A 25852-nucleotide genomic window follows, 5' to 3' on the forward strand; every position below is an offset into this window, starting at 1 on the left:
CAAGATTGGCCGCATGCTGCGCGAACTGCACCTCACCGGCAACCCGGATGCCGACAAGTTGCTCAACGACGATCCGTTCGCCTTGCTGGTCGGCATGCTCCTCGACCAGCAGTACCCGATGGAGCACGCCTTCTCCGGTCCGTTGAAGATCGCGAACCGGATGGACGGTTTCGACCTGCACAAGATCGCCGCGACCGACCTGGAGACGTTCGTCGAACTCTGCGTCACCCCGCCGGCGATCCACCGGTACGGCGGCTCGATGGCCCGCCGGGTGCACGCCCTCGCGCAGGAGATCATCGAGAAGTACGACGGTGAGACCGCCAACATCTGGCTCTCCGGCCGCCCGAAGCCCGACGGCGCCGAGGTGCTGAAGCGTCTGAAGGCGCTGCCCGGATTCGGCGAGCAGAAAGCGAAGATCTTCCTGGCCCTGCTCGGCAAGCAGCGCGGCGTAGCGCCGAAGGGCTGGCGTGAGGCCGCGGGCAGCTACGGCGACCGCGGCTCCCGCCGCTCCATCGCCGACGTCACCGACGCCGCGTCCCTCGCCGAGGTCCGCTCCTTCAAGAAGGCCGCAAAGGCAGCCGCCAAGGAACCCGCCGGCGCCTGACCGCTCGCGCGTCTGCCGCGACACTCGGGCCCAACCTGTTGCAACCCGCCGCGGGATGTCCGTTGTACTCCACGCGATTCCCTGCGAAGTCCGCCGTACCGGCCTATGCTCCTTAAGGCGATGGGAGGAGCGCGGATGGATATCCGGGATCTGGATCGCAGGGCCGGCGCGGTGCTCGGGGAAGTCGTGATGCAGGTACGGCCCGAACACCTGTGGTTTCCCACCCCGTGCCCCGACTGGACGGTGCGTGGCCTGATGCGCCATCTGGTCAGCCAGAACGAGGGCCTCGCCGCGGCCGCGCTGAACGGCTCGGCCTCTGTGCACGTCTGGACCGGCGGTCGCCTCGGCGACAACCCGGCCGGCGCCTATCGCCGCTCGAACGTGCGGGTCGCGGACGCGTTCGCCGACGGCGGCGCGCTGGACCGGCTGGTGGAGGTCCGCGAGTTCGGCTCGTTCCCCCGCCGGATCGCGCTGACCTTCCACCAGCTCGACTGCATCGTGCACGCCTGGGACCTGGCCCGCGCGATCGACGTCCCGTACAACCCGCCGCCGGACATGGTCGAGATGGCGCTCACCCTGGCCCGCCGGATCCCCGACACCGATGCGAACCGCGGCGCCGGCTACGCGTTCGAACGCAGCGTCAAGGTCTCCGGCACGGCCCCCGACCTCGACCAGCTACTCGGCCTCCTCGGCCGCAACCCGGAGTGGGTCAGCCCGCTGGACTGAGTAGTCGGGCAGGTCGATCGCGTCCGGCTTCGCGACGGCCGACTTCGCGAGTACGCCGGCCAGCAGCCGCGACGTCATCACCCGCAGCACGAAGTCCCGGTACGCGATCCCGAACCGGCTCATCGGCATCGCCATCTTGATCCCGCCCGGCGGCAGCTCCATCCGCTGCTCGACGTACGCCTGCATCCGGTTCTGGTACGCCGGGAACGCGCGGACGTGATCGCCCTGCGCAGCGGCCAACTCGCCCGCGAGCACATACGCGCCGACGAGTGAGAGCGCCGTACCGTGGCCGGCCATCGGTGAACCGCAGTACCCGGCGTCACCGACCAGCGCGACCCGGCCGCGGGACCATTCCGGCACCTCGACCCGGCTGATGGTGTCGAAGTAGAAGTCGTCCGCCGCGTCCAGCCCGTTGAGGATCTGCGGGGTGTGCCAGCCGAGCCCCTCGTAGCGCGACCGCACCAGCTGCTTCTGCGCCTCCAGATCACGCCGGTCGTACGTGAGCACAGGCGACCGGAAGCTCAACAGGGCCTTCGCGAACCGCGGATCGCGATCCGGCCGCAGGCCGACCCAGCGCCCGCCCGGAGCGGTGTAGAGCTTCATCCAATGGTCCAGGTCCTCGGGCGCCTCGACTGTGAAGTACGAGGTGTAGCCGCCGAGGTGGTGCACGAACTGCTCCTCCGGCCCGAACGCGAGCCGCCGTACCCGCGAATGCACCCCGTCCGCGCCGATGACGAGATCGAACCGCCGTCGCGTCCCGCTCGCGAACGTCACGTCGACGCCGCTCGCATCCTGCGTCAGTTCGGCGACCGAGTCGCCGTACAGGTACTCCACCTCGCTCGTCGCGTCGGCGAGGATCCCGGCGAGGTCGCCGCGGAGGATCTCGATCTCCGCGACCGGCCCGGCGCCGTCGAGCAGTTCCGCGGGCATCGCCGCGGCCTGCCGCCCGTCGCCCTTCACGTACGCGAGCCCGCGCTCGTGCAGCTGCCGCTCGGCGACGGCCGGCATCAGCCCCATCCGCTCGGCCACCACGCGCGACACCCCGCGCAGGTCCACGGTCTGCCCACCCGGCCGCGGCGCCGACGCGATCTCGACCACCGTCGGCGCGAACCCGAACCGCCGCAACCAGAACGCCAGCGCCGGACCCGCAATCCCACCACCGGAAATCAGCACAGTCTTCATATCCCAGCTCCCCTTCACTAGTGCGCGTACGCTGTACACGGTGCACTAGGTGAAGGGAATGCCGCCAGCGCGCACTAGTGCACCGGTTGTTGGTGCACTAGGCGCGGACCGCTCCCACTCACCAACCTCGGTCAGCCGCCCTCCGACGCCCCACGCTGAGCGTGAGGCCGTCGACCGCGAGCTGGTTGGTGAGTGGCTGAGGTCCGCCTCAGAGCGCGAGAGCGAGCCGGGTCGCTTGCTCGATCGCTCGTTTCGCGTCGAGCTCGGCCGCGACGTCCGCTCCGCCGATCAGGTGGACCGAACGGCCGGTGGCGCGGAGCGCGTCGGCGAGGTCGCGGACCGGTTCCTGGCCGGCGCAGACGACGACCGTGTCGACGGCGAGCACGCGCGGCTTCTCGCGTTTCGGGCCGAACGTGACGTGCAGGCCTTCGTCGTCGATGCGTTCGTAGTTCACGCCACGCAACTGCTCGACCTGCTTGTTCTTCAACGCCGCCCGATGCACCCACCCGGTCGTCTTGCCGAGCCCGGCGCCGATCTTCCCCGCCTTGCGCTGCAGGAGATACACCTTGCGCAGCGACGGTTCCGGCCGCGGTACGGCGAGCGCACCCCGGAGCAACGTCGGATCACCGACACCCCACTCCGCCTTCCACGCGGCGAGATCCGGCGACGTGGTGGTCAGGAACTCGCTGACATCCACCCCGATCCCGCCGGCCCCGATCACCGCGACCGTGTCCCCGACCGGTTGACGTTCGCGGACAACCTCGACGTACGAAAGGACCTTGGGGTGATCGATGCCGGGGATCGCGGGCACTCGCGGTACGACGCCGGTCGCGAGCACGATCTCGTCGAACCCGGCCAGGTCGTCGACCCCGGCGCGGCGGCCGAGGTGCAGCTTGACGCCGGTCAGTTCGAGCCGCCGCCGGTAGTACCTGATCGTCTCGGCGAACTCCTCCTTGCCCGGGATCTGCTGCGCGATCCCGAACTGTCCGCCGATCTCCGCATCCGCCTCGAACAGCTCCACGTGATGCCCGCGCTCGGCCGCCGTCACCGCCGCCGCGAGACCAGCCGGGCCGGCCCCGACGACAGCGATGCTCTTGGTACGCCGGGTCGGGAGCAACTGCAGTTCGGTCTCGCGAGCGGCCCGCGGGTTGACCATGCAGCTCGCCTTCTTCTTCGCGAACACATGATCCAGACACGCCTGGTTGCAGGCGATGCAGACGTTGATCTCGTCGGCCCGGTCGGTCGTTGCCTTCAGCACCCACTCCGGATCGGCCAGGAACGGGCGGGCCATGCTGACCAGGTCGGCGTCACCACGGGCGAGAACCTCTTCGGCGACCTGCGGGAGGTTGATCCGGTTCGACGTGACGACCGGGATCTTGACGTGCGGCTTGAACGCCGCGGTCACGCTGGTGAACGCAGCTCGGGGCACGGACGTGACGATCGTCGGGACCCGCGCCTCGTGCCAGCCGATCCCGGTGTTGATGATCGACGCCCCGGCCGCCTCGATCTCCTTGCCCAGAGCAACCACGTCGTCCCAGGTCTGCCCACCCTCGACCAGGTCGGCCATCGACAGCCGGTAGATGATCAGGAAGTCGTCGCCGACCCGTTCCCGGGTCCGCCGGACGATCTCCACCGCGAGCCGGCGACGGTTCTCCGGGCTGCCGCCCCAGCGGTCGGTCCGCTTGTTCGTGCGCTCGGACAGGAACTGGTTGATGAAGTACCCCTCGGACCCCATGATCTCGACGCCGTCGTACCCGGCCTCGCGGGCGAGCGCCGCGCAGTCGACGTACGCCTCGATCTGCTTGCGGACGCCGCGATCGGACAGGGCGCGGGGCTTGAACGGGTTGATCGGGGCCTTCAGTGCGGAGGCGGAGACGCTGAACGGGTGGTACGAGTACCGGCCGGCGTGCAGGATCTGGAGCGCGATCCGGCTGCCCTCGGCGTGCACGGCATCGGTGAGCAGGCGATGCTTCCGGGCCTGTCGCCGGTTGACGAGGGTCGATCCGAAGGGTGTCAGCCAGCCGGTGCGGTTCGGCGCGTAGCCACCGGTCACCATCAGGCCGACGCCACCGCGAGCACGCTCGGCGAAGTACGCCGCCAGCTTGGGCAGATCGCTCAACCGATCCTCGAGCCCGGTGTGCATCGACCCCATGATCACCCGGTTCGGCAGGACCACATGGCCGAGATCCAACGGCTCCAGCAGGTGTGGATAAGAACTCACTTGTTGTCCTTCCGGAGGGCGTCGATCACTTCGTCGCACCAGGCGACGAAGGACTCCTCGGCGCGGACCCCGCCGCGCAGTACGAGGTACTGGTGCAACTCGCGGCCGCGCAGGCCGGACGGCTTCGGGAAGTCCCGCTTCTGGATCCCGCGGTACACCTCGAGTCGCGTCGCGTGCTCGGCCCGGTGCCGCTCGATCTCCTTCAGCACGAGTTCGACCGACCCGAGCGAGGCGCCGCGCAACTTCACCCCGAGACCGTCCCGCAGTACGGCGGGATCCTCCGGCTCGGCCAGCCAGCGTGACAACTCCGCACGCCCGGCCGCCGCGACCCGGTACACCTTCTTGTCCGGGCGTCCGTCCTGGCCGATCTCCGTGTGCTTGACCCAGCCCGCCTCGTCCATCCGGCGCAGCACCCGGTAGATCTGCTGATGCGTGGCCGGCCAGAAGTACCCGATCGACCGGTCGAACCGCCGGGCCAACTCGTACCCGGACCCGGCCCGCTCGGTCAGCGATACCAGAATCGCGTGCTCCAGCGCCATGACCTGAGGCTACCTATGCAACCAGTTGCACTGCACCTGATTGCATCCCAGGTCACATCACTTGCCCGAACAAGCCTTGCCCGCTTTGAGAGAATGGTTGCAGACGCCATCTATCCCGGAGCGGAGCATCATGAACCACCCGACCAAGACGATGTTGCCCGGTATCGGCGTGCGGTACGACCTGGTCACCGAGACCGGAAAGCACGTCTCGGTGGTGGTGCACAACGACGGGCGGCGGTTCCTCGGCTTCCACAATCCCGAGGACGACGACGAGTGCCAGGCCAGCGTCCCCTTGGGTCAGGGCGAGGCGGCCGCGCTCGCGCAGCTGCTGATCCCGGAGCAGCTCGACCCGGTCCGCGGCGAGATCGAGATCGACCTGGTCACGGAGCACATCCCGATCACCGCCAAGTCGCCGTACTCCGGCCGGACGCTCGGCGACACCCAGGCCCGCAGCCGCACCGGCGCGTCGATCGTCGCGGTACTGCGGCGTACCGGGGCGACCCCGTCGCCGACGCCGGACTTCCGGTTCGCGACCGGCGACACCCTGGTGGTCGTCGGCACCCGTGAGGGCGTCGACGCCGTGGCCGATCTGATCGCAGGCGGCTGAGCATGCACGAGAACATCACTGCCCTGCTGATCGAGTTGGGCGCGGTCATCCTTGCCCTCGGCATCCTCGGCCGGATCGCCGGCCGCCTCGGCTTCTCGCCGATTCCCCTTTATCTGCTGGCCGGTCTGGCGTTCGGGCACGGCGGGTTGTTGCCCTTGGCGGCGAGCGAGGAGTTCGTCGCCACCGGCGCCGAGATCGGCGTGATCCTGCTGCTGTTGCTGCTCGGGCTCGAGTACACGGCCTCCGATCTCGTCAGCACACTGAAGACGCAGTACATCTCCGGAGCGGTCGACTTCCTGCTGAACGCGTTGCCCGGCGCGGCGGTCGCGTTGCTGCTCGGCTGGGGTCCGGTCGCGGCGGTCGCGCTGGCCGGTGTCACCTGGATCTCGTCGTCCGGCGTGATCGCGAAGGTCGTCGGAGATCTCGGTCGGCTGGGTAATCGGGAAACGCCGGTGATCCTGGGGATCCTGGTGCTCGAGGACCTGTCGATGGCGGTCTACCTGCCGATCCTCACCGCGCTGCTGGCCGGCGTCGGACTGGCCGGCGGAAGCATCACGCTGCTGATCTCGCTCGGGACCGTCAGCGTGGTGCTGTTCATCGCGCTCCGGTACGGGCGTGTCATCAGCCGGGCCGTTTCCTCGGACAACCCGGAGATGCTGCTGCTCGTCGTCCTCGGCCTCACACTGCTCGTCGCGGGAATCGCACAACAGTTGCAGGTGTCGGCCGCGGTCGGCGCGTTCCTGGTCGGTATCGCGTTGTCCGGCGAGGTCGCCCACGGCGCCCGGAACCTGCTCAGTCCGCTGCGTGACCTGTTCGCCGCGGTGTTCTTCGTGTTCTTCGGGTTGAGCACCGATCCGGCGAAGATCCCGCCGGTGCTGGCGATCGCGTTCGGGCTGGCGATCCTCACCGCGCTCACCAAGATCATCACCGGCTGGTACGCCGCTCGGCGTGCGGGCATCTCGACCGCGGGTCGCTGGCGCGCGGGCGGGACCCTGGTCGCGCGAGGTGAATTCTCGATCGTCATCGCCGGCCTCGCGGTCGGTGTCGAACCGAAGCTCGGTCCGCTGGCCACGGCGTACGTGCTGATCCTGGTCATCCTCGGCCCGGTTGCGGCCCGCTACACCGAACCGCTCGCCCGCCGCCTCACCCACAAACCCACCAAGCCGACGGAACCGACCGATGTCACTGCCGTCGAGCGCTTGGACGACACCGCCCACACAGCCGGCTGACCCGGCGGTCCTCTGAGCCGTCAGCGGACTGGCCGACGTTCTCGGTCGTACGCGGAATTGGCCGACGTTCTCGGCCGTCAGCGCACCCGGTTGCCGTTGGCGGCTTGTGCGACGGTCTCAGCAATCCGGCGCTCCCGCGTCTCCGCGCGCTTGGCGAGGGTGATCCACTCGAGGATCGTCCGGCGGGCCGACGGCGGGAAGGCCCGGAAATTCTCGTCCGCTCGCGGGTCTGCCGCCAGCGCGGCCCGCAGGTCGGGCGGGACGATCAGGTTCTGCGCGTCGGCGAGCAGATCCCACGTCCCGGTGCTCCGGGCGTGCGCCACCAACTCCTCCCCCGGCGGCATCATCAACCCCGCTGCGGTCAGTCGCTCGACCCGCTCGCGGTTCACCTTGCTCCAGGTGCTCCGCGGGTTCCGCGGTGTGAAGCACTGGTACGTCGTCCGCTCGTCGCGCCGGATCGTCTTGCTGTCGATCCACCCGAAGCACAGCGCATGCTCGACCGCGGCCGCCAGGTTCAGACCGTCCGCCTCGCGATGCACGACGAGCCAGACGGACCGTTCACTCCGCCCGTTGGCGGTCAGCCAGCCACGCCACTCGTCGACATCCGCGCAGTTCAGAGCCTCGATCTCGTTCATGAAACCAGCATGCGCCGGATAAGTGCTCATCCAGTGAGCAGTTTTTCTCCGCGTTCGTGATCGAGCAGCGTCCGCTTGCGTTCGATGCCGCCGCCGTACCCGGTGAGGTTGCCGGTCGAGCCGACCAGCCGGTGGCACGGCACGATGATGCTGATCGGGTTCTTCCCGTTCGCCAGCCCGACCGCCCGAGCCGATCCCGGCCTCAGGCCGAGCGTTTCAGCAAGACCGCCGTACGTCGTGGTCGTGCCGTACGGGATGTCCTGGAGTGCGACCCAGACGTCACGCTGGAACGGCGTACCGACGAGGTGCAGCGGTACGTCGAAGGTCGTGCGGCCGTGATGGAAGTACTCGTCCAACTGCTCGGCCACCGCGGGGAGGACCGCGTCGTCGCGATCACCGAAGCCCGCCTGCTCCGGGCGGTAGCGCTGCTGGTCCATGTACAGCCCGGTCAACTCGCCCGCATCGGTCCCCACGAGCGTGAGCGGACCGAGCGGGCTGTCGACGACGGCGTACGTCACCGGGTGGACTCCCACTGCGCGCGGTCGATCCGGTAGAGCACATGCCGCTGCAGCCGGTGGCCCTCCTCGATGCGCGGGTGGTCGAAGTCGCCGGGCTCGTCGTGCACCATGCCGATCCGCTGCATGACGCGCTGGGACGGCAGATTCGTGGTCGTGGTGAACGAGACGACCGCGTCCAGCCCGGCCGGCCCGAAGCCGTGGGCCAGCGCCGCGCGGGCCGCCTCGGTCGCGTAGCCGTTGCCCCAGGCACCCTTCGCGAGCCGCCAGCCGATCTCCACGGCCGGCATGAAGTGTGCCTCGAAGCTCGGCACCGACAGGCCGGTGAACCCGATGAACTCACCAGTGTCCCGCACCTCCACCGCCCACAGCCCCCACCCGCGCTCCTCGATGGCGGGGATCTGCCGGTCGATCAGGGAGTCGCTCTGCTCACGCGTCTGCAGAGCCGGGAAGTGCTCCATCACCGCCGGGTCCGCATTCAGCGCCGCGAACGGCTCCCGATCGGAGTCGCGCCAATTGCGCAGCAGCAGCCGGTCCGTGATTAGTTCGGTCATTCGTCACTCCGTGGGGATCTTGTTGATCGCATGGTCGCCGGTGGCCCACAGGTACTGCACGGCGTACGCACGCCAAGGCCGCCACGCGCGGGCGTGGTCGGTCAGGAGTTTGGGGGCCTCGGACAAGCCTAGGTCACGCGCGGCGTACCGGATGCCCAGATCGCTGGCCACGAAGGCATCCGGGTCACCGAGCGCGCGCATCGCGATCGACTCCACCGTCCACGGCCCGATCCCGGGCAGCGCGGCCAGTTGCTCGCGCGCACGATCCCAGTCGGCGCCGGCGCCCAGGTCGATCTCACCGCGCGCGAGCGTCGCGATCAGCGTGGTGAGCGTCGTACGGCGAGACTTCGGGAACGCCAGGGTCTCCGGGTCGAGCTCGGCCAGCGCCTGCATCGTCGGGAACAGATGTGTGAGCCCGCCGGCCGCATCCTCGATCGGCTCGCCGTGCTGCAGGACGAGGCGGTGCGCGTGCGTCCGTGCCGCTGCCGTCGACACCTGCTGGCCGAGCACCGCGCGTACGGCGAACTCCTCGCCGTCGACCGTGTGCGGGACCCGGCGGCCGGGCGCCTTCGCGATCAGCGGAGCGAGTACGGGATCGGTGCTGAGCAGGTCGTCGACGGCGACCGGGTCCGCGTCGAGGTCGAGCATCCGGCGGCACCGGCTGATCGCGATCGCGAGATCGCGTTGATCGGTGAGCGAGAGCTGGCAGGCGATGTGGTCCGGCATCGGCCGCAGGGCGACGACACCGTGCCCGTGCGGGAGCCGCAGCGTGCGACGGTAGTGGCCGTCGCGCCACTCCTCGACACCCGGTACGCCGGTCGCGATCAGGTGACCGAACAGGTTGTCGGGCGTCAACGGTGCGCGGAACGGGAGCCGGAGCGAGATCGTTCCGGGCGTGGCAGACGTCGTACCCCTGCGTGCTCTTCGGCGCAACTCCGTCGGCGCGAGTGCGAAGACCTCCTGCACGGTTTCGTTGAAGGTGCGGACGCTGGAGAAGCCGGCGGCGAACGCCACGTCCGCCATCTGCAGCTCACTCGTCTCGATCAGCAGCCGGGCGGTCTGTGCACGTTGCGCCCGAGCAAGCGCGAGCGGGCCCGCGCCGAGCTCGGCCTGGAGCTGGCGTTGCACCTGGCGAACGCTGTACCCGAGCTGACCGGCCAGCCCCGGTACGCCGTCGCGGTCGACGACGCCGTCCGCGATCAGGCGCATCGCCCGGGCGACCAGGTCGGCGCGGTCGTTCCACTCGGGTGAGCCCGGGCTCGCATCGGGACGGCACCGCTTACAGGCGCGGAACCCGGCCTGCTGGGCGGCCGCGGCGCTCGGGTAGAACCGCATGTTCTCGACCTTCGGCGGCACCACCGGACAGCTCGGCCGGCAGTAGATCTTGGTGGTCAGGACCGCCGTGAAGAACCACCCGTCGAACCGCGCGTCCTTGGACTGCACCGCCCGGATGCATCGCTCCCTACACTCGTACACACCCTCCAGCATCCCTGCCCCCACCGACAGTTCCTAGCGGTTTTACGACATCGAAGTGAGGCGGTCGCGGTTTTGCGACGCGAGGATCCGGTGGCCGATTCTCGCCAGCTTCGCCGTCGTCGTGCCGCTGAAGTTGAAGGCATGAACGAACTACTTGGCAAGAAGGCCCTCGTCACCGGTGGCAGCCGCGGGATCGGCGCGGCGACCGCCGTCGCACTGGCGGAGCGTGGTGCGGATGTCGCGATCACCTACAACTCGTCCGCGGACGCCGCGGCTTCGGTGGTGAAGGAGATCGAGGCGCTCGGGCGGCGCGGGTTCGCCTATGCGGTCGACTCGGGTGACGCGGCGGCGGTCGGTGACGGCGTACGGCGGGCTGCGGAAACCCTTGGTGGGTTGGACATCCTGGTCAACAACGCCGGCGTCGGTGCGATCGCTCCGATCACCGACCTCTCGTTGGAGGACGTCGACCGGGTGATCGCGGTCAACGTCCGCGGGGCCTATGTGGCCGCGCAGGCCGCCGTACCGCACCTGTCCGACGGCGCCCGGATGATCCACCTCGGCAGCTGCGTGACGGGGCGGGTGCCCGGGCCGGGGATGACGCTGTACGCGATGAGCAAGTCCGCGATGACCGGCCTGAGCAAGAGCCTCGCCCGCGAACTCGGACCACGCGGCATCACGTCCAACGTCGTCCACCCCGGCCCGATCGACACCGACATGAACCCGTCCGACGGCCCCTTCGCCGCCGCCCAACTCACCAACCTGTCCCTCCCCCGCTTCGGCACCCCCACCGAGGTAGCAGCCGCCATCAGCTACCTGGCCGGCCCGAACGCGTCGTACATCACCGGCACCGCCCTAACCATCGACGGCGGCCACACCGCCTGACGTGCACAAGAACGGGTAGTGCACCGCCGCGGCCCGCACCACGGAACTACTGCACCGCGCGCCCGAGCGCCAAGCCGCTCACCCGCAGCCCGTCCCACCCCGGCACTACCCGTTCGTCCGCACACCCCAACCCCACCCACCGCCTCCGTGGTCGCGTCACCCCACCACGCCAACACGACGGGATATCCCCCCGCGTTATGGGTTCTCTGCTCTTACACGAGGGGAGAACCCTGCACGCGAGGGGATAACCCGTCGTCTGCTCAACGGGTGGGATGGCCAACCGGCGCGGCGACGGCGGGCGGCGGCGGGTGGGGTGGCGGTGGGGTGGCGGTGGGGTGGCGGCGGGGTGGCGGTGGGGTGGCGGCGGGCGCCACGGAAGGGGTGGCGGCGGGGAGGTGGGAGTGGGGACAGGCGGTGGGGACTGGGGACCGGCAATAGCAGGTGCCGACTCACCATTGCCTGTTGCATGAGTCAGGATCGGGCTGATCACCGCCCACGTAGCGGGCAGCCGGCGGAGGCGAGATCGGGCAGGAGTGCCGGTTGTCCTCTGGGCAGAGCGGGTGGCGTGGGGTGTCGGTGGGTGGGGTTAGCGTCGAGGCATGAGGTTTTCGGTGACAGTGGGGGCTGTGGGGGTCGGGCGGGATCCGCGGGGGCTCGCGGAGTTGGCGAAGGTTGTGGAGGGGGCGGGGTGGGACGGGTTGTTTCTGGAGGACTATCTGGTCTACCAGGGGGATGTGTCTCAGCCGACGTACGATCCATGGGTTTGTCTGGCGGCGATGGCGATGACCACCGAGCGGATCCGGATCGGGACGACCGTCACTCCCTTGCCGAGGCGGAGGCCGTGGAAGGTGGCGGCAGAGGCGGTGGCGGTGGATCAGCTGTCCGGCGGCCGGATGATCCTCGGGGTCGGGATCGGGGATCCAGGGGACCCGTTCATGGAGAGCGACGATCCGCGGGTGCTCGCGGAGATGCTCGACGAAGGGCTCGCGGTCATCGACCAACTGTGGACCGGGCAGCCGGTGACCTACAGCGGGAAGCACTACACGCTGAAGGACGCGCAACTGACGGCCCGGCCGGTGCAGGAGCCGAGGATCCCGATCTGGGTAGGAGGCAACTTTCTCGTGCCGTCGGTACGGCGGCGGATCCTTCGCTGGGACGGGTCCTGCGCGTACAAAGGCAGCACGGACGCACCCCAGCAGATCACGCCGGACGACGTCCGCGCGCTACGTGCCGACGGCGGCCGGGACCTTGACGTGAAGGTGAGCGGCGGGGACCCGGCCGCGTTCGCGGAAGCCGGCGCGACGTGGTGGGGGCGATGGATCCCGCCGCTCTCCGTCGCAGAGACCGAGGCCATCGTGCGTCAGGGCCCGCCGACACTCTGAACCGTTGACAGCGCGACGGCTCCGGGAGAGACTGCGGATTGTTTTTAACGTTCAAAACGTCCGTGGGAGGTCGCTGTGGCTACTTTGAAGCAGGTCGCCGCCCACGCCGAGGTCTCCGTGCAGACGGTGTCGAACGCGCTGAACGCCCCGCACCGCCTGCGCGCGGACACGCTCGAACGGGTCAACCGCTCCATCGAGCTGCTCAACTACCGGCCCAATCGTAACGCCCGCAGCCTCCGCACCAGCGCGGTCGAGCTGATCGGGTACTGCGTGCCGAGCTGGCCGAACCAGACGCACCTGGTGATGGACCAGTTCCTGCACGCCCTCTGCGCCGCCGCCGAACGGACCGGCCGGCACATCCTGCTCTTCACCGCGCCGGGCGGCGTCGACGGTATGCCGACGTACGACGACCTGCACGCACGCCGGATGGTCGACGGGTTCGTCCTGTCGCAGACCGAGACGCACGACCCGCGGCACGGCTGGCTGAAGGAACAGGGCATCCCGTTCGTCAGCTTCGGCCGGGTGTGGAAGGAAACCACGCAACCCGGCCCGTGGGTGGACGTCGACGGCGCGGCCGGCTCCGCGATGGCGGTCCGGCACCTGTACGAGAGCGGCCGCCGCCGGATCGCCTTCCTGGGCTGGCCGAAGTCGTCCGGCCTCGGCGAGGACCGGGTCGGCGGCTGGCGCGACGCGTGCAAGGACCTCGGTCTGCCGACGACCGGGCTGACCGTCCGCTGCCGCGAGGACAGCATCGAGGAGGGCGCCCGCGCCACCGCGCGGCTGCTCGACGCCGGCCGGACCGTCGACGGGATCGTTGCCCTGAGCGACATTCTCGCGCTCGGCGCCCTCCGCGAGCTCACCCGCCGCGGCCTCACCCCCGGCCACGACGTCGGCGTCACCGGCTTCGACGACTCGCCGCTCGCCGAGGTCGTCTCCCCCGGCCTGACCAGCCTCCGGCAACCGATGGACCAGATCGCCGAAGAGCTGATCACGATCCTGACCGGCTCCAGCAACGGGAGTCCGGTCGAACGCCTGCTGCGGCCAGAACTGGTGATCAGGGGCAGCTCGGCCCCTGGCTGATTTTCGGCGCTTCTCCCCGGGCGCCGCGAGAAGGAGGAACCGCCATGACTCCCTATCCGACCAACCGAAGTCGCCGACGTGGTGCAGCCCCACCCGGCGGGAAACCGGTGCGGAAGATCGCCGGTGTCGCCCTGCTGGCCACCGCCGTCGTGCTGGCCGGCACCGCCTCGGCCACCGCCGGCTCATCCGGTACCACCACAACCAGGGCGACAGCACCGTCCGAACTCTCCGAGACCACCCGCCTGACCGACCGGCGTTCGCTCGTCGTCGGCGACCGCGCCTACGCGATGGGCGACGAGTCCGGTCTGTACCCCGCCGCCGGGTGGCACATCCGCGGTGAGATGGGCGGCTTCTGGTCGCAGCCGATCAAGCTCCTGGACGGCATCTGGTTCGGTCTCGACGGCAATTGGCTCGGCAAGCAGGTGCCCGCCGCGAAGTACACCAGCGGCCACGGCTACAGCCGGATCGACTACTCCGGATCCGTGAACGTACGCCGTACCGACTTCGTCCCCGACGGCATCCGCGCGACGCTCGTCGGACTCACCCTGAGCTCGAGTACGGCGAAGACGGTCAAGCTCGACGTCGACGCGCACTCCGAGTTGATGCAGCCGTACCCGTGGGGCTGGACCACTCCGAGCGCCGCGGACGCGAACTTGCCCGACACCGGCGACTTCAGCGACGGCGCGCTCCGCTTCCGCGAGCAGGGCACCCCGTCGTACCCGAACGCGACCGCGCACGACTACGCCGCGTTCGTCGGATCGTCCCTGCGTCCGACAAGCCACCAGCTCGGCGCGGATCACCGCGGACCGCAGAGCCCGGCGGTGACATGTCCGGCCGACGGTACGACGCCTGCTCGGTGCGACGACTCGCTCGTCGGGAAGGGCACCGGCGGCCGGCTCACGTACGACGTACCGCTGGCCGCGGGTCAGCAGAAGACGATCTGGTTCGCCGTGGCCGGATCGGATCAGGGCAGCCGGGCCGCGGAACGCGAGTACGGCAAGGCGCTGAGCGACCCGGACAAGTTGCTGCGGGCAAAGACTTCAGCGCGGCACCAGATCGACGTGCAGTCCGCAGTGGACCTTCCTGGTGACCGTTTACTGCAGCAGAGCGTCGAGTGGAGCAAGCAGAACCTCGCGGACTCGGTGCAGGAGGCGCGCAACCTGCAGATCCGGGACGTGAACGAAGGCAAGGACTACCCGGCGCCGGTCGGGACGGTGCCGACCGCCCGCTGGTTCGGCGCCGGCTTCCCGGACTATCCGTGGCTGTTCGCGACCGATGGCGAGTACACGGCGTTCGCCGCAGTCGCAGCCGGACAGTTCGACACCGTGAAGGAGCACCTGCGGGCTCTCCGCGATGTCAGTGACCTCTTGAACAACCGCAGCGGCAAGGTCGCGCACGAAGTGACACCGACCGGCGACGTGTACTTCGGCTCGAACCAGAGCGCGGGCAACACCGACGAGACGGTGAAGTTCCCGAGTACGGTCGCACTGCTGTGGCGCTGGACTGGTGACAACAAGTTCCGCGACGAGATGTACGACTTCAGCGTCCGGAACCTGCAGTACATCTACAAGTCCCTCGACAAGGACAACGACGGCTGGCCCGAAGGACTCGCGAACGTCGAGCGCGCGGGCATGGGCGTCGAGAAACTCGACAGCACCGTGTACCTCGCCCGCGGTCTGCGGGACCTGGCCGACCTCGCCGCGTCCAAGCACGACACGAAGGTGCAGCAGTGGGCGACCGGCCGCGCCAACGACCTCGAGTCCAAGTTCGAGGCGCAATGGTGGGTGCCGGCGGCGAAGGGGTACGCCGACTCGGTCGACGACCCGGCCAACCCGGCGAACGACAACACCCCGATCTTCCAGCGGCACTGGATCGGCGTCACGCCGATGGAAGCGGTACTGACTCGTCCTGGCCAGACGTCGCCGCTGGCGTCGGCCGAGCACGCGAAGATCGCGCTCGACCAGCGCGAAACCTCTTGTTACACAGGGGAATTCGGCCTCTTCCATACCGGGACCGGCCCGACCTCAGCCGCGGGCGGCAACCGCGGTGACACGTGTGACCCGGTCGTCTCGACGGTCCAGAGCGAGCGCACCATGTTCGGTCTGAATACATCGATCATGGCGGTTGCGGAGGGCAACTTCGGCCGCCTGGGCACGACGCAGCAGCAGCGGTACACCACCGGCAACGCCCGGATCCAGCTCGACCCGTCGGTCTGGGAGACGCCCGGTGCGATGCCCGAGATCGCTCCGTCGCCGGACTCGCCGGCGAACATCGGTCGGCCGTTCTACGACCGCTCGATGACGCTGCAGGCCTGGGGCGCGTACGGCATCCTCTGGCCGGTGATCCACCAGCAGCTCGGCATCGATCCCGATCTGGGACACGGGCGGATCGCCGTCGTACCGCAACTTCCCGAAGGCCAGCAGAAGGTGGCCGGTAGCAACATCCGCGTCGGTCGTGGGGCGCTCGATGTGTCGGCACGCCTTACAGGTAAGGCGTTGTCGACCGAGGTGACCGCGAAGAACACCGACGCGGCGCTCACGGTCGGCGCCGTACTGCCGACCGGCGCACAGGTGCGGAGTGTGGCGGTCGACGGTCACGCGGCGCAGTACCAGCTGGTCACGACCAGCCGCGGGACGGAGGTGCGGGTACCGGCGAGCGGCGCGCACACGCTCCTGACGATCACGCTGAAGTAGATCTCTCGAGGGCCGGCCGGTGCGCAAACGTTTAGCACACCGGCCGGCCTTCTCATGCCCGGGAATCCGGTACTGCGGAGTCTTGATGCGCAACGAGAAGGCGGGCCCCTCCGAGTATGAGTCGGAGGGGCCCGCACAGCTGAAGGAAAGTGACGTCTCCAGCTTCCCGATACGGGTCCGTGGAGGCCGGCAGACCCCGTCACCGGTCTACCTCGGTGGGGATCCCCACCGCGAGGGCCCTCGGTTTCCGTTCGACCCGCCGCTCCGATCGAAGCAGCGTGTCGACCTTTCTACCGCTGTCGGCAGTCCCGGCACAACCCTTTACAGGCAACAGTTTCGGTCGTCCACAGTAGGACCGCAATCATCCACAGAAACCGTCCGGGTTATGCACAGCCCCTGTGCATAACCCCCTTAGCCCTTAGGCGGTTTGACTGCCATCGGGTGCAGGAGCCGGTACCCGGCGTACACGCCGAGCACGCTGACCACCAGTACGGACGGTACGGCGACCGCGAGGGGTGGACGGTGGTACCCGATGTTGTTCAGCACGTCCGCGAGCCACTGCGCGACGAGGAGGAACTCGGCCGCCGCCGCGGGCACCAGGGCTAGGGGCAGCAGCAGGACTCCGCGCCAGAATCCGAACCGGACGAAGGTGATGCCGAGCAGCCAGCCCGTCACCTCGTGGGCGACGATCAGCAGGAAGAACTCGGCGAACACCAGACCGACCTGCGACGTACTCGTGAACAGGTGCGGGTTGGTCAGTTTGCCGGGCCAGTCCTGCCACGCGTACAGAACGTGTTCCACCTGGTAGACCAGCACCCACAGCAGCGCGGTGGCCGCCGCGGCACCCGTGAGATAGATGCCTGCGGCAACCGAAAACATCCGGCGAGTGATGCCCTGAGAGATCAGCAAGGCGAAGTACGCCGGGGTGACGGTGATGCCGACCGCCATCGAGAAGTACTTCGGCGACTGGGTGCCGTAGTCCCACGCACTGCTGGTGACGCCGCCGGACAGAAGCTGGATGACGATCCCGACGAGGAACAACGCGAGGACCATCACCGCCCAGTAGCCGAGCAGCATCGGCCGCAGACCGATCGCCAGCGCCCGCAGCACGTGCTTGAGCCGATGCCAGTCTGTGACCCCGCGCGGCAACGTCGCCCCAGTCTGGACCGCCGTACTCATGACTTCACCCCCGTGAGGTGGACGAAGAGGTCCTGGAGACCGACCGGGCCGATCTCCAGGCCGGCGGCGGTCGCCTGTGCGAGCAGCGCCGGGTCGAGGTCGCCGAGGACCGTGGTCGACTTGGTGCCGCCCAGCCGTTCCTCCGCGAGCACGGTGAAGCTCGCGGTGAACTCGTCGACGGTCGCGGCCGGACCGACGAGCGAGGCGCCACGCCCGCGGAGCGCGTCGACCGGCGACTGGGTGACGAGGCGGCCCTGGTCGAGGATCACGACCTCCTCGAGCATCGCGCTCACCTCACTCACCAGATGGGTTGAGAGCACGATCGTCCGCGGCATCTCGGCGTAGTCCGCGAGCAGCATGTCGTAGAAGAGGTTCCGCGACGGGACGTCCATGCCCAGGTAGCTCTCGTCGAAGATCGTCAACGGGGCGCGGCTGGCGAGACCGAGGACGACGCCGAGCGCGGACTTCTTACCGCGGGAGAGCTTTTGGATCTTCTTGTTCAGCGGGACCTCGAAGCGGTCCAGGAGTTCGCCGGCGAGGTCGGCGTCCCAGTACGGGCGCAGCGCCGCCGCGAGCCCGACCGCGTGCTTGACGGGTACGGCGTCCGGACGGTCACCGGACTCGCGGATCAGGCACACCCGGCTCGTGACGACCGCATTCTCGTACGGCTCCTGCGCCGCACCGAGGTCACCGCCCTCGATCAGCACCCGCCCCTCGTCGGGCCGCCGGAACCCGGCCAGCGTGGCGGCGAGCGTGCTCTTGCCGGACCCGTTCCGGCCGAGCAGCCCGTGGATCTTCCCAGGCGCGAGACGCAGGTCGAGCCGGTCCAACGCGGGCACACCGGCGAACCGGACCGAGAGATCCTCGGTCCTGACAGTCAGGGCGGCGGTCATCAGGCTTCTCCGTAGGTGCGGATGTGCTGGAGGATGTCTTTGAGGGGGATGCCGATCGCCTTGGCCTCACGGATCATCGGGTCGACGACGTCGGCGAAGAACGAGTCGCGGCGGCCGGTGCGGAGCAGATCGCGGGCGTTCGGCGCGACGAACATGCCGATCCCGCGCTTCTTGTAGAGGACGCCGTCGTCGACCAGCTGGGCGAACCCCTTGGCCGCGGTGGCCGGGTTGATCCGGTAGAAGGCGGCGTACTGGTTGGTCGACATCACCTGCTCGCCCTCGGCCAGCGCGCCGGTCACGATGTCGTTCTTGATCTGCTCGGCGATCTGCAGGTAGATCGGACTCCGGTCGTCGAACACCACTCCACCCCCTTCCTCGGTTCATTACATGAGTAACGAACCATAGCGGCGCTGAGGGTCAGCCTGCGGTCGAGTACTGCGACTGCTGGAGTGACTTCTTCAGGGCCGGTACGACGGGACCTACGCGTACCGCGAGCTGGGCCAGGCGATCCTTGTGCCGGGCCTGCTGCTCCTTCGTGACGACGGTGCGTAGATCCGCCGTGGACGCGAGTACGACGACAGCGGCGTCGCGGAGGTCGACCCGAGTGACGAGCCGGGACGGTCGCAGGGTGTCGCGGGCGCTCTGGAGGATGTGGCGGCGTACCAGAGGGTGGCGCAGCGTGATGCGGGCTGCCGGGAAGATGCCGAGGACGCGGCGCGGCTCGACCTTGATCAGATGCGCGCGAGCGAGCTCGTCGCGAACCTGACGGACGGTCACGCCCGCCCGCCGATCGATCCAGTGCCGCCAGCGCCGCGGGCCAACCGCCCGCAACTCCTCGAGCACCGCCGCCACCACCGGATCGACGGGCGCCGGCACGGAACCCCATCCGGCCGAGCCCGATCCGGTTGAGCGCGATCCGGTTGGGCGCGATACCGGCGTCGTCACCCGCGCCCGCCCATTGTCGTCCTCGATGTTCCCGTTGAGCTGCAGGTCGATCAGCACCGCCGCCCGTAGCACCTTCCCCAGCTTCGACCGGGCCGTCAGCCGCCCGCGCTCCGGATCGTAGGCCAGCAGAAAAACCCTGGCAGCCAAGGAGTTCGGGACAGCCGCGTTGCCGAGCGCAACTGTCTTTCGGGGCCGGGCCGGTCGCCTGGCCGACGTCGAGCGTTCCGGCCGCCGCAGCGGCGTCACCACAGCTCTACTCATCGTTGTCCTCCTTGGACGGGCGGCCCGGGCGACGTTGTTTCGTCACGCCGGTCGGGAGGCGACCGGCGTCGGCCAGGGCACGGCGGAGCAGGAACTCGATCTGGGCGTTCGTGCTGCGCAGGTCGTCGGACGCCCAGCGGGCGAGCGCGTCGTGCACCGCGGGATCCAGCCGGAGCAGGATCTTCTTCCGTTCGACGGGCACTGGAAACTCACTGGTAGAGCGAGCCGGCGTTGACCACCGGCTGCGCGTCGCGATCGCCGCACAGCACCACCAGCAGGTTGCTGACCATCGTCGCCTTGCGCTCCTCGTCGAGGTCGACGACCTCGTGCTCGGACAACCGGTCCAGCGCCAGCTCGACCATGCCGACCGCACCTTCGACGATCCGCTGCCGGGCCGCGACGACCGCACCGGCCTGCTGGCGGCGCAGCATCGCCTGAGCGATCTCGGGCGCGTACGCGAGATGCGTGATCCGGGACTCGATCACCCGGACACCGGCTGCCTGCACGCGGGCACCGATCTCCGCCGACAGCGTCTCGGTGATCTCGTCGGTGCTGTCCCGCAACGACATCCCACCGTCCTCGGTGTGGACGTCGTACGGGTAGCTGTTGGCGATGTGCCGTACGGCGGTCTCGGTCTGGATCGCCACGAACTCGACGAAGTCGTCCACCTCGAACATCGCCTGCGCGGTGTCCTCGACCTGCCACACGACGACCGCGGCGATCTCGATCGGGTTGCCGTCGGCATCGTTGACCTTGGCAACGGCTGTCTCGTGGTTACGGATCCTCGTCGAGACCTCGCGCCGCGTGGAGATCGGGTTCACCCAGCGCAGACCGTCCGTCCGGATCGTGCCGGCGTACCGTCCGAGGACCTGCAGGACCCGGGCCCGCCCCGGCGAGACCGCGGTCAGCCCGCCCGCGACGATCAGCGCGGCCAGGAACACCAGGATCCCCACCGTGATCAGTGCGCCGTTGCCGCCACTGAGGACGGACAACAGCACGCCGGCCACCGCCAGCACGAACGCCAACACTGCCATCGGCCACCCGTTCAGCCCCCGCCCCGCGCGCTCGGCCACCTTCGGCGCCGGCATCTCCACCGCGACATCCACCATCACAAGCTCCTCTCGAATAGCTCGAAGGTAGCAAAGTGATATCACATTTAGCAAGCGGTGATTCCGTCTCCTCTCATGGGTCCGCCCATCAGATGCAGGGTTGAGGGCACTCGGCCCGCGGCCGGGGCGGGAGGTCAGGGGAGGCGGGTGGCGAGGGATTCGAGGTGGGACTGCCAGAGGGCGGAGTGGGAGTTCGGGAGGGGGTCGATGGCGGAGGGGCCCCAGGCGTGGATGGGGCGGATGCCGTGCAGGGCGTTGACGAGCCAGGCCTCGGTGGTGTTCTGCAGCGCCTCGGGGGTGATCGAGTGCTCGACGACCTCGACGCCCTGATTGGCGGCGATCCGACGGAGGAGCTGGGCAGTGACCGAAGGGAGCAGTGGGCGGTCCGCCTCCGGGAAGCAGAGGGTGTCGTCCTCCCACCACACGACGGCCGAGTACGCCGCCTCGAGGACCGTCCCGTCGGTATCCAGGAGCAGGATCTCGTCGGCGCGGTCGGCCGCGGACTCCTTCAACTTGCCGAGCAGCTCCAGGTCCGGTCCCTTCACCCGCGGCGCCGTCCGCGGATCCGGTCCCTCGTGTACGGCGACCCGCACCCGGCCACCGATCGGCGGCGCCGGCCGCAGCTGCAGCGCCAACTCCCCCGGCGCCTTCAGCTCGAACCGCGGGAACCATCGGCCGAACCCCGGCAGCCGCCCGATCTGCTCGTCCCAGAACCGCTCCGCGGCGACCCCCGCCGCGGCACACGACCGGACGAACCGGTCCCGATGCAGTTCCAGTCCCCGAACCTTGCCATTGGCAACCAGAAACGAGTCCGCCACCAACAGTTCCGTCATTGTCCCCCACCTTGTCCGCCGACGGCAGCCGTTGCCTTCAGCACCATTTCGTCGTACTCCGCGACCGGGTCGGAGTCGAGCACGATCGCACCCCCGGCCCCGATCACGGTCTCGTCCGCGGTCAGCACCGCCGTCCGGATCACCACACTCAGGTCCGCCCGCCCGTCCACGGTCAGGTAGCCGAGCGCACCGGAGTACACCCCCCGCGCGCTCCACTCCAACGAGTCGATGATCTCCATCGTGCGGATCTTCGGCGCGCCCGTCATCGACCCCGGCGGGAAGCACGCGCGGACCGCGTCCACCGCGGTCACGCCGTCGCGCAGCCGGCCGCGGACGGTTGTCACCAGTTGGTGCACGGTGCGGTAGCTCTCGACCTGCATCAGCTGCGGCACGTTCACGGTCCCTGGCACGCTGACCCGGCCGAGGTCGTTGCGGATCAGGTCGACGATCATCAGGTTCTCGGCGCGGGTCTTGTCGTCCTCGGCGAGCGCCTTCGCCGCGAGCTGGTCCTGCGCCGGATCGAGATCCCGCGGCGCGGTCCCCTTGATCGGCCGGCACTCGGCCCAGCCGTCCGCGTCCACGGTCAGGAACCGCTCCGGCGACGAGCTCGCCACCGCGAGATCGCCGTACCTGAGGAAGGCGGCGTACGGCGCGGGGTTCGCGGACCGCTGCCAGCGGAAGAACTCGAACGGGTCCTGGACCGCGGGCAGCCGGACCCGGTTCGTCAGGTTGACCTCGTACGTCTGGCCCGCCTCGAGCTCGGCCAGGACACGGGTGATACCGGCCAGGTACGTCGTGCGGTCCTGCTCCAGGTGCGCCTCGAGATCCAGCCGGGCGATCGCGGGGACGTCGACGCTGCCCATCCACCAGTTCGACGCGGCTTCCTGTGCCTTGTCCAACCAGCCCTCGCCGACGCCGGCCTCGTCGAGCGCCACCAGATGGGTGACGTCGCGGTCGTGGTCGATGACGACGAACCGGTTCGCCCAGATCCACAGCGCGTCGGGCGTCGGGGCCTCGTGTGCGGCCACTCCTCCGGTCAGGGCCTTGAGCTCGTAGCCGAAGTAGCCGACGTACCCACCGCAGAACAGGCCGGTCAGCTCGAGGGGCGGCTCCGCGGCGCGGGCCGCCAGCAGTTCGTTCAGTTCGGCGAAGACGTCGCCGTCGGTCACGTCCCGGGTGATGACGTCGTCTGTCGTCGTACCGAGGACCGAGAGCTTGCGGGCCGTGCGGTCGGTCAGGCTGCCGTCGAGCCAGTAGGCGACCGGCTCGGCGGCGAGCAGCTCGCGGTAGACAGTCTCACCGTCGAGCGCCCGGTCGAGCGTCCGGACGGACCAGCGCAGCGCACTCACAGGCACACGGTACCGAGATCAGGACGTGGTCAGGGCCACCTTGGTCCGCATCGCGGTGATCCGGCGGATCGGGATCGCGACCTCGAGGCCGTCCTTGGACTCGGCGCGGTCCGCGAGCCAGGCCGCCGCGGTGTCCCGGCGGACGTCCGGCGTACCCGGGAGGTAGAGCGCGTTCACCAGCCGCATCGCGTCGTCGCGGCTGTGGATCATGTACACGTACCGCTCGCGCTGGCTCTCCATCACGTCGAACCCGGCGTGCTTCAGCTGATCCTTCAGCTCGGTGATCTCACCGCCGGCCGGGAACTGCGGTGTCGACCGCAGCCGTGTGGTCAGACCGCTCAGCGTGCGGATGTCGCCGCGCCGCAGCGGCCGTACGGCGGGCACGATCGCGGCCAGTACGCCGCCGCGCCGCAGCACCCGTGCCGCCTCGGCGAGCACGTCTGCCAGCGGCTGGAGGACCATCAGACCCATCGAGCAGGTGACGACGTCGAAGACCTCGTTCGCGAACGGCAGGTGCAGCGCATCGGCCCGTACCTTCGGGCCGGGCGCACCGGCGAGCTGGGCCTCGTTGTTGTCGACCCCGACGACCCATCGCCCGTACAGCTCCCGCGCCACCGGCCCGTTGCCGCAGGCCAGGTCGAGCACCCTGCGCGCCTCGCCCGAGACAGCACGGACGAGCCAGCGGTACGGCGTGTGATCGCCGGCCACTGCACGGGACAACAGGGCTTCGGTACTCCCCGGAGCCGCGGTGTGGAACTCCCGCAGGTACTCCGGCCAGTTGATCGCATTCTCAGACATCGCGGCCCGAACCTACCGGCTGGCGACCCGGCGTGCCTCGCCGGGTGCTCAGCGTTAACACTTTGTTGACTGTCAGACTCTGCTGACGAAGATGTGGCCCGCGGTTTCGTCGGTGATGACGCCGCCGGCTTCGCGGCTCCCGACCAGGACGCCCTCGGCGTCCAGGGTGGAGTCGACCTCGCGACCGGGCAGTGCCCCGGCTCGGCGCAGGACCGCCATCGCGAAGTCATCGGTCTGCACCGGCTCGGCAATCCGCCGTACCAGCACTCGCACGCTCTCGCCGGTGGCTGCGTCGAGGACCTGGTCAAGGGGCTCGACACCGATCCGGAAGTCCCCGATGTTGCTCACCTGGTGGTCCTTCTGCAGCTCCTCCAGGCCCGGGATCGGGTTGCCGTACGGCGATTCGGTCGGGTTGCCGAGCAGTTGCAGCAGCCGCAGCTCGACGGCGTCGCTCATCACGTGCTCCCACCGGCAGGCCTCGGCGTGCACGTCCTCCCACTCGAGCCCGATCACGTCGACCAGCAGCCGCTCGGCCAGGCGGTGCTTGCGCATCACCCGGACCGCCTGCTTGCGGCCGACGTCGGTGAGCTCCAGGTGGCGGTCGCCCTCCACCTTGATCAACCCGTCGCGTTCCATCCGCGCGACCGTCTGGCTGACCGTCGGACCGGACTGGTGCAGCCGCTCGGCGATCCGCGCGCGCAGCGGCAGGATGCCTTCTTCTTCCAGCTCGTAGACGGTCCGCAGGTACATCTCGGTGGTATCGATCAGCTCGCTCACGACCACCATTCTCACCTATTGAGGCAAGCCTTACCCAATTCGGCTGGGTACCGGGGCACGATGAGCACGGTGACGGCAGTGATGTGGTTCCGGCGGGACCTTCGGTTGAGCGACAACCCGGCACTCCTCGACGCGGCGGCCCACGGTCGCGTGCTCGGACTTTTCGTGGTGGATCCGTTGCTGTGGGGACGATCCGGCGATCCGCGCAGGGATCAGTTGGCCGCGTCGTTGCGCAGCCTGTCGGAGTCGATGGGCGGCCGGCTCGTCGTACGGCGGGGTGATCCGGCGGCCGTCGTACCGGCGATCGCGGACGAGCTCGGTGCGGCGAGCGTGCACGTGAGCGCGGACTACGCGCCGTACGGGCAGCAACGGGATGAAGAGGTTGAAGCCTCATTGAAGTGTCCGTTGGTGCGGACCGGATCGCCGTACGCCGTCGCACCAGGGCGGGTGCTGAATCAGCAGGGGCGGTCGTACCAGGTGTTCACGCCGTACTTCAAGGCATGGCTGGCGCACGGGTGGCGGCAGCCGGTGGAGGCGCCGTCGCGCGTTCGATGGATCAAGGCGGACAGCGAGGACTTGCCGGATAGCTCGCTGGTCGCGGGTGAGCAGGCGGCGCTCGACCGATGGCGGGACTACGAGGTTTCGGCGTACGACGACGAGCGCGACCGGGCCGATCTCGACAGTACCTCGCGGATGTCGATCCCGTTGAAGTACGGCGAGATCCACCCGCGGACGATGCTCGCCGACCTGGCCCGCAAACGCAGCGCCGGCGCGGAGGCGTACCGCCGCGAACTGGCCTGGCGCGAGTTCTGCGCCGACCTGCTGGCGCGGCACCCGCACGCCGCGTGGAAACCGCTGCGTCCCGAGTTCGACCGGATGCGGTACGACGAACCGGGTGAGCTCCTCGACGCCTGGCAGGAAGGCCGCACCGGATTTCCGTTCGTCGACGCGGGGATGCGGCAACTGGCCGAGACCGGGTTCACGCACAACCGCGTCCGGATGGTCGTCGCGTCGTTCCTGGTCAAGGATCTCCACGTGCACTGGAAGTTCGGCGCGCGGTGGTTCATGCGCACGCTGCGCGACGGCGACCTCGCCTCGAACTCGCTCAACTGGCAGTGGGTGGCCGGCTGTGGCGCGGACGCGGCGCCGTACTTCCGGATCTTCAATCCGGTCAGCCAGGGCCTGAAGTTCGATCCCGACGGCGCTTACGTACGGCGCTGGATCCCCGAGCTCCGCGACCTCGACGGCCGGACCGCTCACGAGCCGTGGAAGCACGGCGGGGCGGACGGCTACCCCGAACCCGTCGTCGACCACGCGGAGGCCCGCACCGAAGCACTCCGCAGGTACGACGCCATCCGCTCTTGACGCCCGTTTGCCTCGTAC

At 69.2% G+C, this 25852-nt stretch carries 26 protein-coding genes; 9 read left to right on the forward strand and 17 right to left on the reverse strand.

Annotation, left to right across the window (positions count from 1 at the left end; all coding sequences use genetic code 11):
* Positions 1 to 13 precede the first annotated feature (13 nt).
* Positions 14 to 604 (forward strand): HhH-GPD-type base excision DNA repair protein, encoded by a 591-nt coding sequence (locus EV137_RS28120; RefSeq protein WP_134006094.1) that lies wholly within the window; start codon positions 14 to 16, stop codon positions 602 to 604.
* A 135-nt stretch (positions 605 to 739) separates the two neighbouring features.
* Positions 740 to 1330 carry a TIGR03086 family metal-binding protein gene (locus EV137_RS28125; RefSeq protein WP_134006092.1) on the forward strand — a complete coding sequence of 197 codons (591 nt, stop codon included), beginning with the start codon at positions 740 to 742 and terminating at the stop codon, positions 1328 to 1330.
* On the opposite strand, the gene EV137_RS28130 is transcribed toward EV137_RS28125, so the two are convergent.
* The 3 genes from EV137_RS28130 to EV137_RS41865 form a co-directional block, all read right to left on the reverse strand.
* Entirely contained in the window at positions 1280 to 2512 is a 1233-nt protein-coding gene (locus EV137_RS28130; protein ID WP_134006090.1) for an FAD-dependent monooxygenase, read from the reverse strand. The two genes, EV137_RS28125 and EV137_RS28130, sit on opposite strands and share 51 nt — an antisense overlap.
* A 208-nt stretch (positions 2513 to 2720) precedes the next feature.
* Entirely contained in the window at positions 2721 to 4733 is a 2013-nt protein-coding gene (locus tag EV137_RS28135) for an NADPH-dependent 2,4-dienoyl-CoA reductase (RefSeq protein WP_134131406.1), read from the reverse strand.
* Positions 4730 to 5272: a PadR family transcriptional regulator gene (locus EV137_RS41865; RefSeq protein WP_134131407.1), complete on the reverse strand. Its 543-nt coding sequence runs from the start codon at positions 5270 to 5272 to the stop codon at positions 4730 to 4732. Before EV137_RS41865 ends, EV137_RS28135 begins: the two co-directional genes overlap by 4 nt.
* 130 nt (positions 5273 to 5402) lie before the next feature.
* On the opposite strand from EV137_RS41865, the gene EV137_RS28145 reads away from it, so the two are divergent.
* Together EV137_RS28145 and EV137_RS28150 are read left to right on the forward strand one after the other, a co-directional pair.
* Positions 5403 to 5879: a cation:proton antiporter regulatory subunit gene (locus tag EV137_RS28145; protein WP_134131408.1), complete on the forward strand. Its 477-nt coding sequence runs from the start codon at positions 5403 to 5405 to the stop codon at positions 5877 to 5879.
* Between the two features lie 2 nt (positions 5880 to 5881).
* Positions 5882 to 7108, forward strand: coding sequence for a cation:proton antiporter (locus EV137_RS28150; protein ID WP_134131409.1), 1227 nt, complete (start codon positions 5882 to 5884; stop codon positions 7106 to 7108).
* 77 nt (positions 7109 to 7185) lie between these two features.
* On the opposite strand, the gene EV137_RS28155 is transcribed toward EV137_RS28150, so the two are convergent.
* Genes EV137_RS28155 through EV137_RS28170 form a run of 4 tightly spaced genes read right to left on the reverse strand, consistent with a single transcriptional unit; the run spans position 7186 to position 10288 of the window.
* Complete coding sequence (locus tag EV137_RS28155) at positions 7186 to 7743, reverse strand: YdeI/OmpD-associated family protein (RefSeq protein ID WP_134131410.1); 558 nt, start codon at positions 7741 to 7743, stop codon at positions 7186 to 7188.
* A 26-nt stretch (positions 7744 to 7769) separates the two neighbouring features.
* The gene (locus EV137_RS28160; RefSeq protein ID WP_134131411.1) at positions 7770 to 8261 is read right to left on the reverse strand and encodes a methylated-DNA--[protein]-cysteine S-methyltransferase; all 492 of its coding nucleotides are present in this window, start codon (positions 8259 to 8261) and stop codon (positions 7770 to 7772) included.
* Positions 8258 to 8812: a GNAT family N-acetyltransferase gene (locus EV137_RS28165; RefSeq protein ID WP_134131412.1), complete on the reverse strand. Its 555-nt coding sequence runs from the start codon at positions 8810 to 8812 to the stop codon at positions 8258 to 8260. Before EV137_RS28165 ends, EV137_RS28160 begins: the two co-directional genes overlap by 4 nt.
* Positions 8813 to 8815: 3 nt before the next feature.
* Complete coding sequence (locus EV137_RS28170; protein ID WP_134131413.1) at positions 8816 to 10288, reverse strand: AlkA N-terminal domain-containing protein; 1473 nt, start codon at positions 10286 to 10288, stop codon at positions 8816 to 8818.
* A gap of 141 nt (positions 10289 to 10429) precedes the next feature.
* On the opposite strand from EV137_RS28170, the gene EV137_RS28175 reads away from it, so the two are divergent.
* From EV137_RS28175 to EV137_RS28190, 4 genes are all read left to right on the forward strand, one after another.
* The gene (locus tag EV137_RS28175; RefSeq protein WP_134131414.1) at positions 10430 to 11170 is read left to right on the forward strand and encodes an SDR family NAD(P)-dependent oxidoreductase; all 741 of its coding nucleotides are present in this window, start codon (positions 10430 to 10432) and stop codon (positions 11168 to 11170) included.
* Positions 11171 to 11769: 599 nt separating this feature from the next.
* Positions 11770 to 12552: an LLM class flavin-dependent oxidoreductase gene (locus EV137_RS28180; protein WP_134131415.1), complete on the forward strand. Its 783-nt coding sequence runs from the start codon at positions 11770 to 11772 to the stop codon at positions 12550 to 12552.
* Between the two features lie 75 nt (positions 12553 to 12627).
* Positions 12628 to 13632, forward strand: a complete 1005-nt coding sequence (locus tag EV137_RS28185; protein WP_134131416.1) for a LacI family DNA-binding transcriptional regulator — start codon at positions 12628 to 12630, stop codon at positions 13630 to 13632.
* A 44-nt stretch (positions 13633 to 13676) separates the two neighbouring features.
* Positions 13677 to 16325, forward strand: coding sequence for a glucosidase family protein (locus tag EV137_RS28190; protein ID WP_238175598.1), 2649 nt, complete (start codon positions 13677 to 13679; stop codon positions 16323 to 16325).
* Positions 16326 to 16736: 411 nt separating this feature from the next.
* Here EV137_RS28190 and EV137_RS28195 read toward each other — a convergent pair whose 3' ends face one another.
* The 10 genes from EV137_RS28195 to EV137_RS28240 all read right to left on the reverse strand — a co-directional run bounded on the left by EV137_RS28195 (position 16737) and on the right by EV137_RS28240 (position 24478).
* The gene (locus tag EV137_RS28195) at positions 16737 to 17504 is read right to left on the reverse strand and encodes a hypothetical protein (protein ID WP_134131417.1); all 768 of its coding nucleotides are present in this window, start codon (positions 17502 to 17504) and stop codon (positions 16737 to 16739) included.
* Positions 17501 to 18397 carry an ATP-binding cassette domain-containing protein gene (locus EV137_RS28200; RefSeq protein WP_134131418.1) on the reverse strand — a complete coding sequence of 299 codons (897 nt, stop codon included), beginning with the start codon at positions 18395 to 18397 and terminating at the stop codon, positions 17501 to 17503. The genes EV137_RS28195 and EV137_RS28200 overlap by 4 nt, the downstream gene beginning before the upstream one ends.
* Positions 18397 to 18756 carry a GntR family transcriptional regulator gene (locus tag EV137_RS28205; RefSeq protein ID WP_134009050.1) on the reverse strand — a complete coding sequence of 120 codons (360 nt, stop codon included), beginning with the start codon at positions 18754 to 18756 and terminating at the stop codon, positions 18397 to 18399. Before EV137_RS28205 ends, EV137_RS28200 begins: the two co-directional genes overlap by 1 nt.
* Before the next feature lie 58 nt (positions 18757 to 18814).
* The gene (locus EV137_RS28210) at positions 18815 to 19603 is read right to left on the reverse strand and encodes a GOLPH3/VPS74 family protein (protein WP_134131419.1); all 789 of its coding nucleotides are present in this window, start codon (positions 19601 to 19603) and stop codon (positions 18815 to 18817) included.
* Positions 19596 to 19805, reverse strand: coding sequence for a type II toxin-antitoxin system antitoxin (locus EV137_RS28215; RefSeq protein ID WP_133782542.1), 210 nt, complete (start codon positions 19803 to 19805; stop codon positions 19596 to 19598). Before EV137_RS28215 ends, EV137_RS28210 begins: the two co-directional genes overlap by 8 nt.
* 7 nt (positions 19806 to 19812) lie before the next feature.
* On the reverse strand, positions 19813 to 20712 hold the full coding sequence (locus EV137_RS28220) for an SPFH domain-containing protein (protein ID WP_134131420.1): 900 nt from the start codon (positions 20710 to 20712) through the stop codon (positions 19813 to 19815).
* A 134-nt stretch (positions 20713 to 20846) separates the two neighbouring features.
* Entirely contained in the window at positions 20847 to 21545 is a 699-nt protein-coding gene (locus EV137_RS28225; protein WP_134131421.1) for an aminotransferase class IV, read from the reverse strand.
* Complete coding sequence (gene pabB / locus EV137_RS28230; protein ID WP_134131422.1) at positions 21542 to 22894, reverse strand: aminodeoxychorismate synthase component I; 1353 nt, start codon at positions 22892 to 22894, stop codon at positions 21542 to 21544. Before pabB ends, EV137_RS28225 begins: the two co-directional genes overlap by 4 nt.
* A gap of 18 nt (positions 22895 to 22912) precedes the next feature.
* The gene (locus tag EV137_RS28235; protein ID WP_134009041.1) at positions 22913 to 23692 is read right to left on the reverse strand and encodes a class I SAM-dependent methyltransferase; all 780 of its coding nucleotides are present in this window, start codon (positions 23690 to 23692) and stop codon (positions 22913 to 22915) included.
* Positions 23693 to 23764: 72 nt separating this feature from the next.
* A complete protein-coding gene (locus tag EV137_RS28240; protein WP_133783292.1) occupies positions 23765 to 24478 on the reverse strand; it encodes an iron-dependent transcriptional repressor DtxR in 714 nt (237 codons plus the stop codon).
* A gap of 60 nt (positions 24479 to 24538) precedes the next feature.
* On the opposite strand from EV137_RS28240, the gene EV137_RS28245 reads away from it, so the two are divergent.
* Positions 24539 to 25834, forward strand: coding sequence for a cryptochrome/photolyase family protein (locus EV137_RS28245; RefSeq protein ID WP_134131423.1), 1296 nt, complete (start codon positions 24539 to 24541; stop codon positions 25832 to 25834).
* The last annotated feature ends 18 nt before the right edge of the window (positions 25835 to 25852 follow it).

The organism is Kribbella pratensis (assembly GCF_004366075.1).
In the GTDB taxonomy this organism is placed as follows: domain Bacteria; phylum Actinomycetota; class Actinomycetes; order Propionibacteriales; family Kribbellaceae; genus Kribbella; species Kribbella pratensis.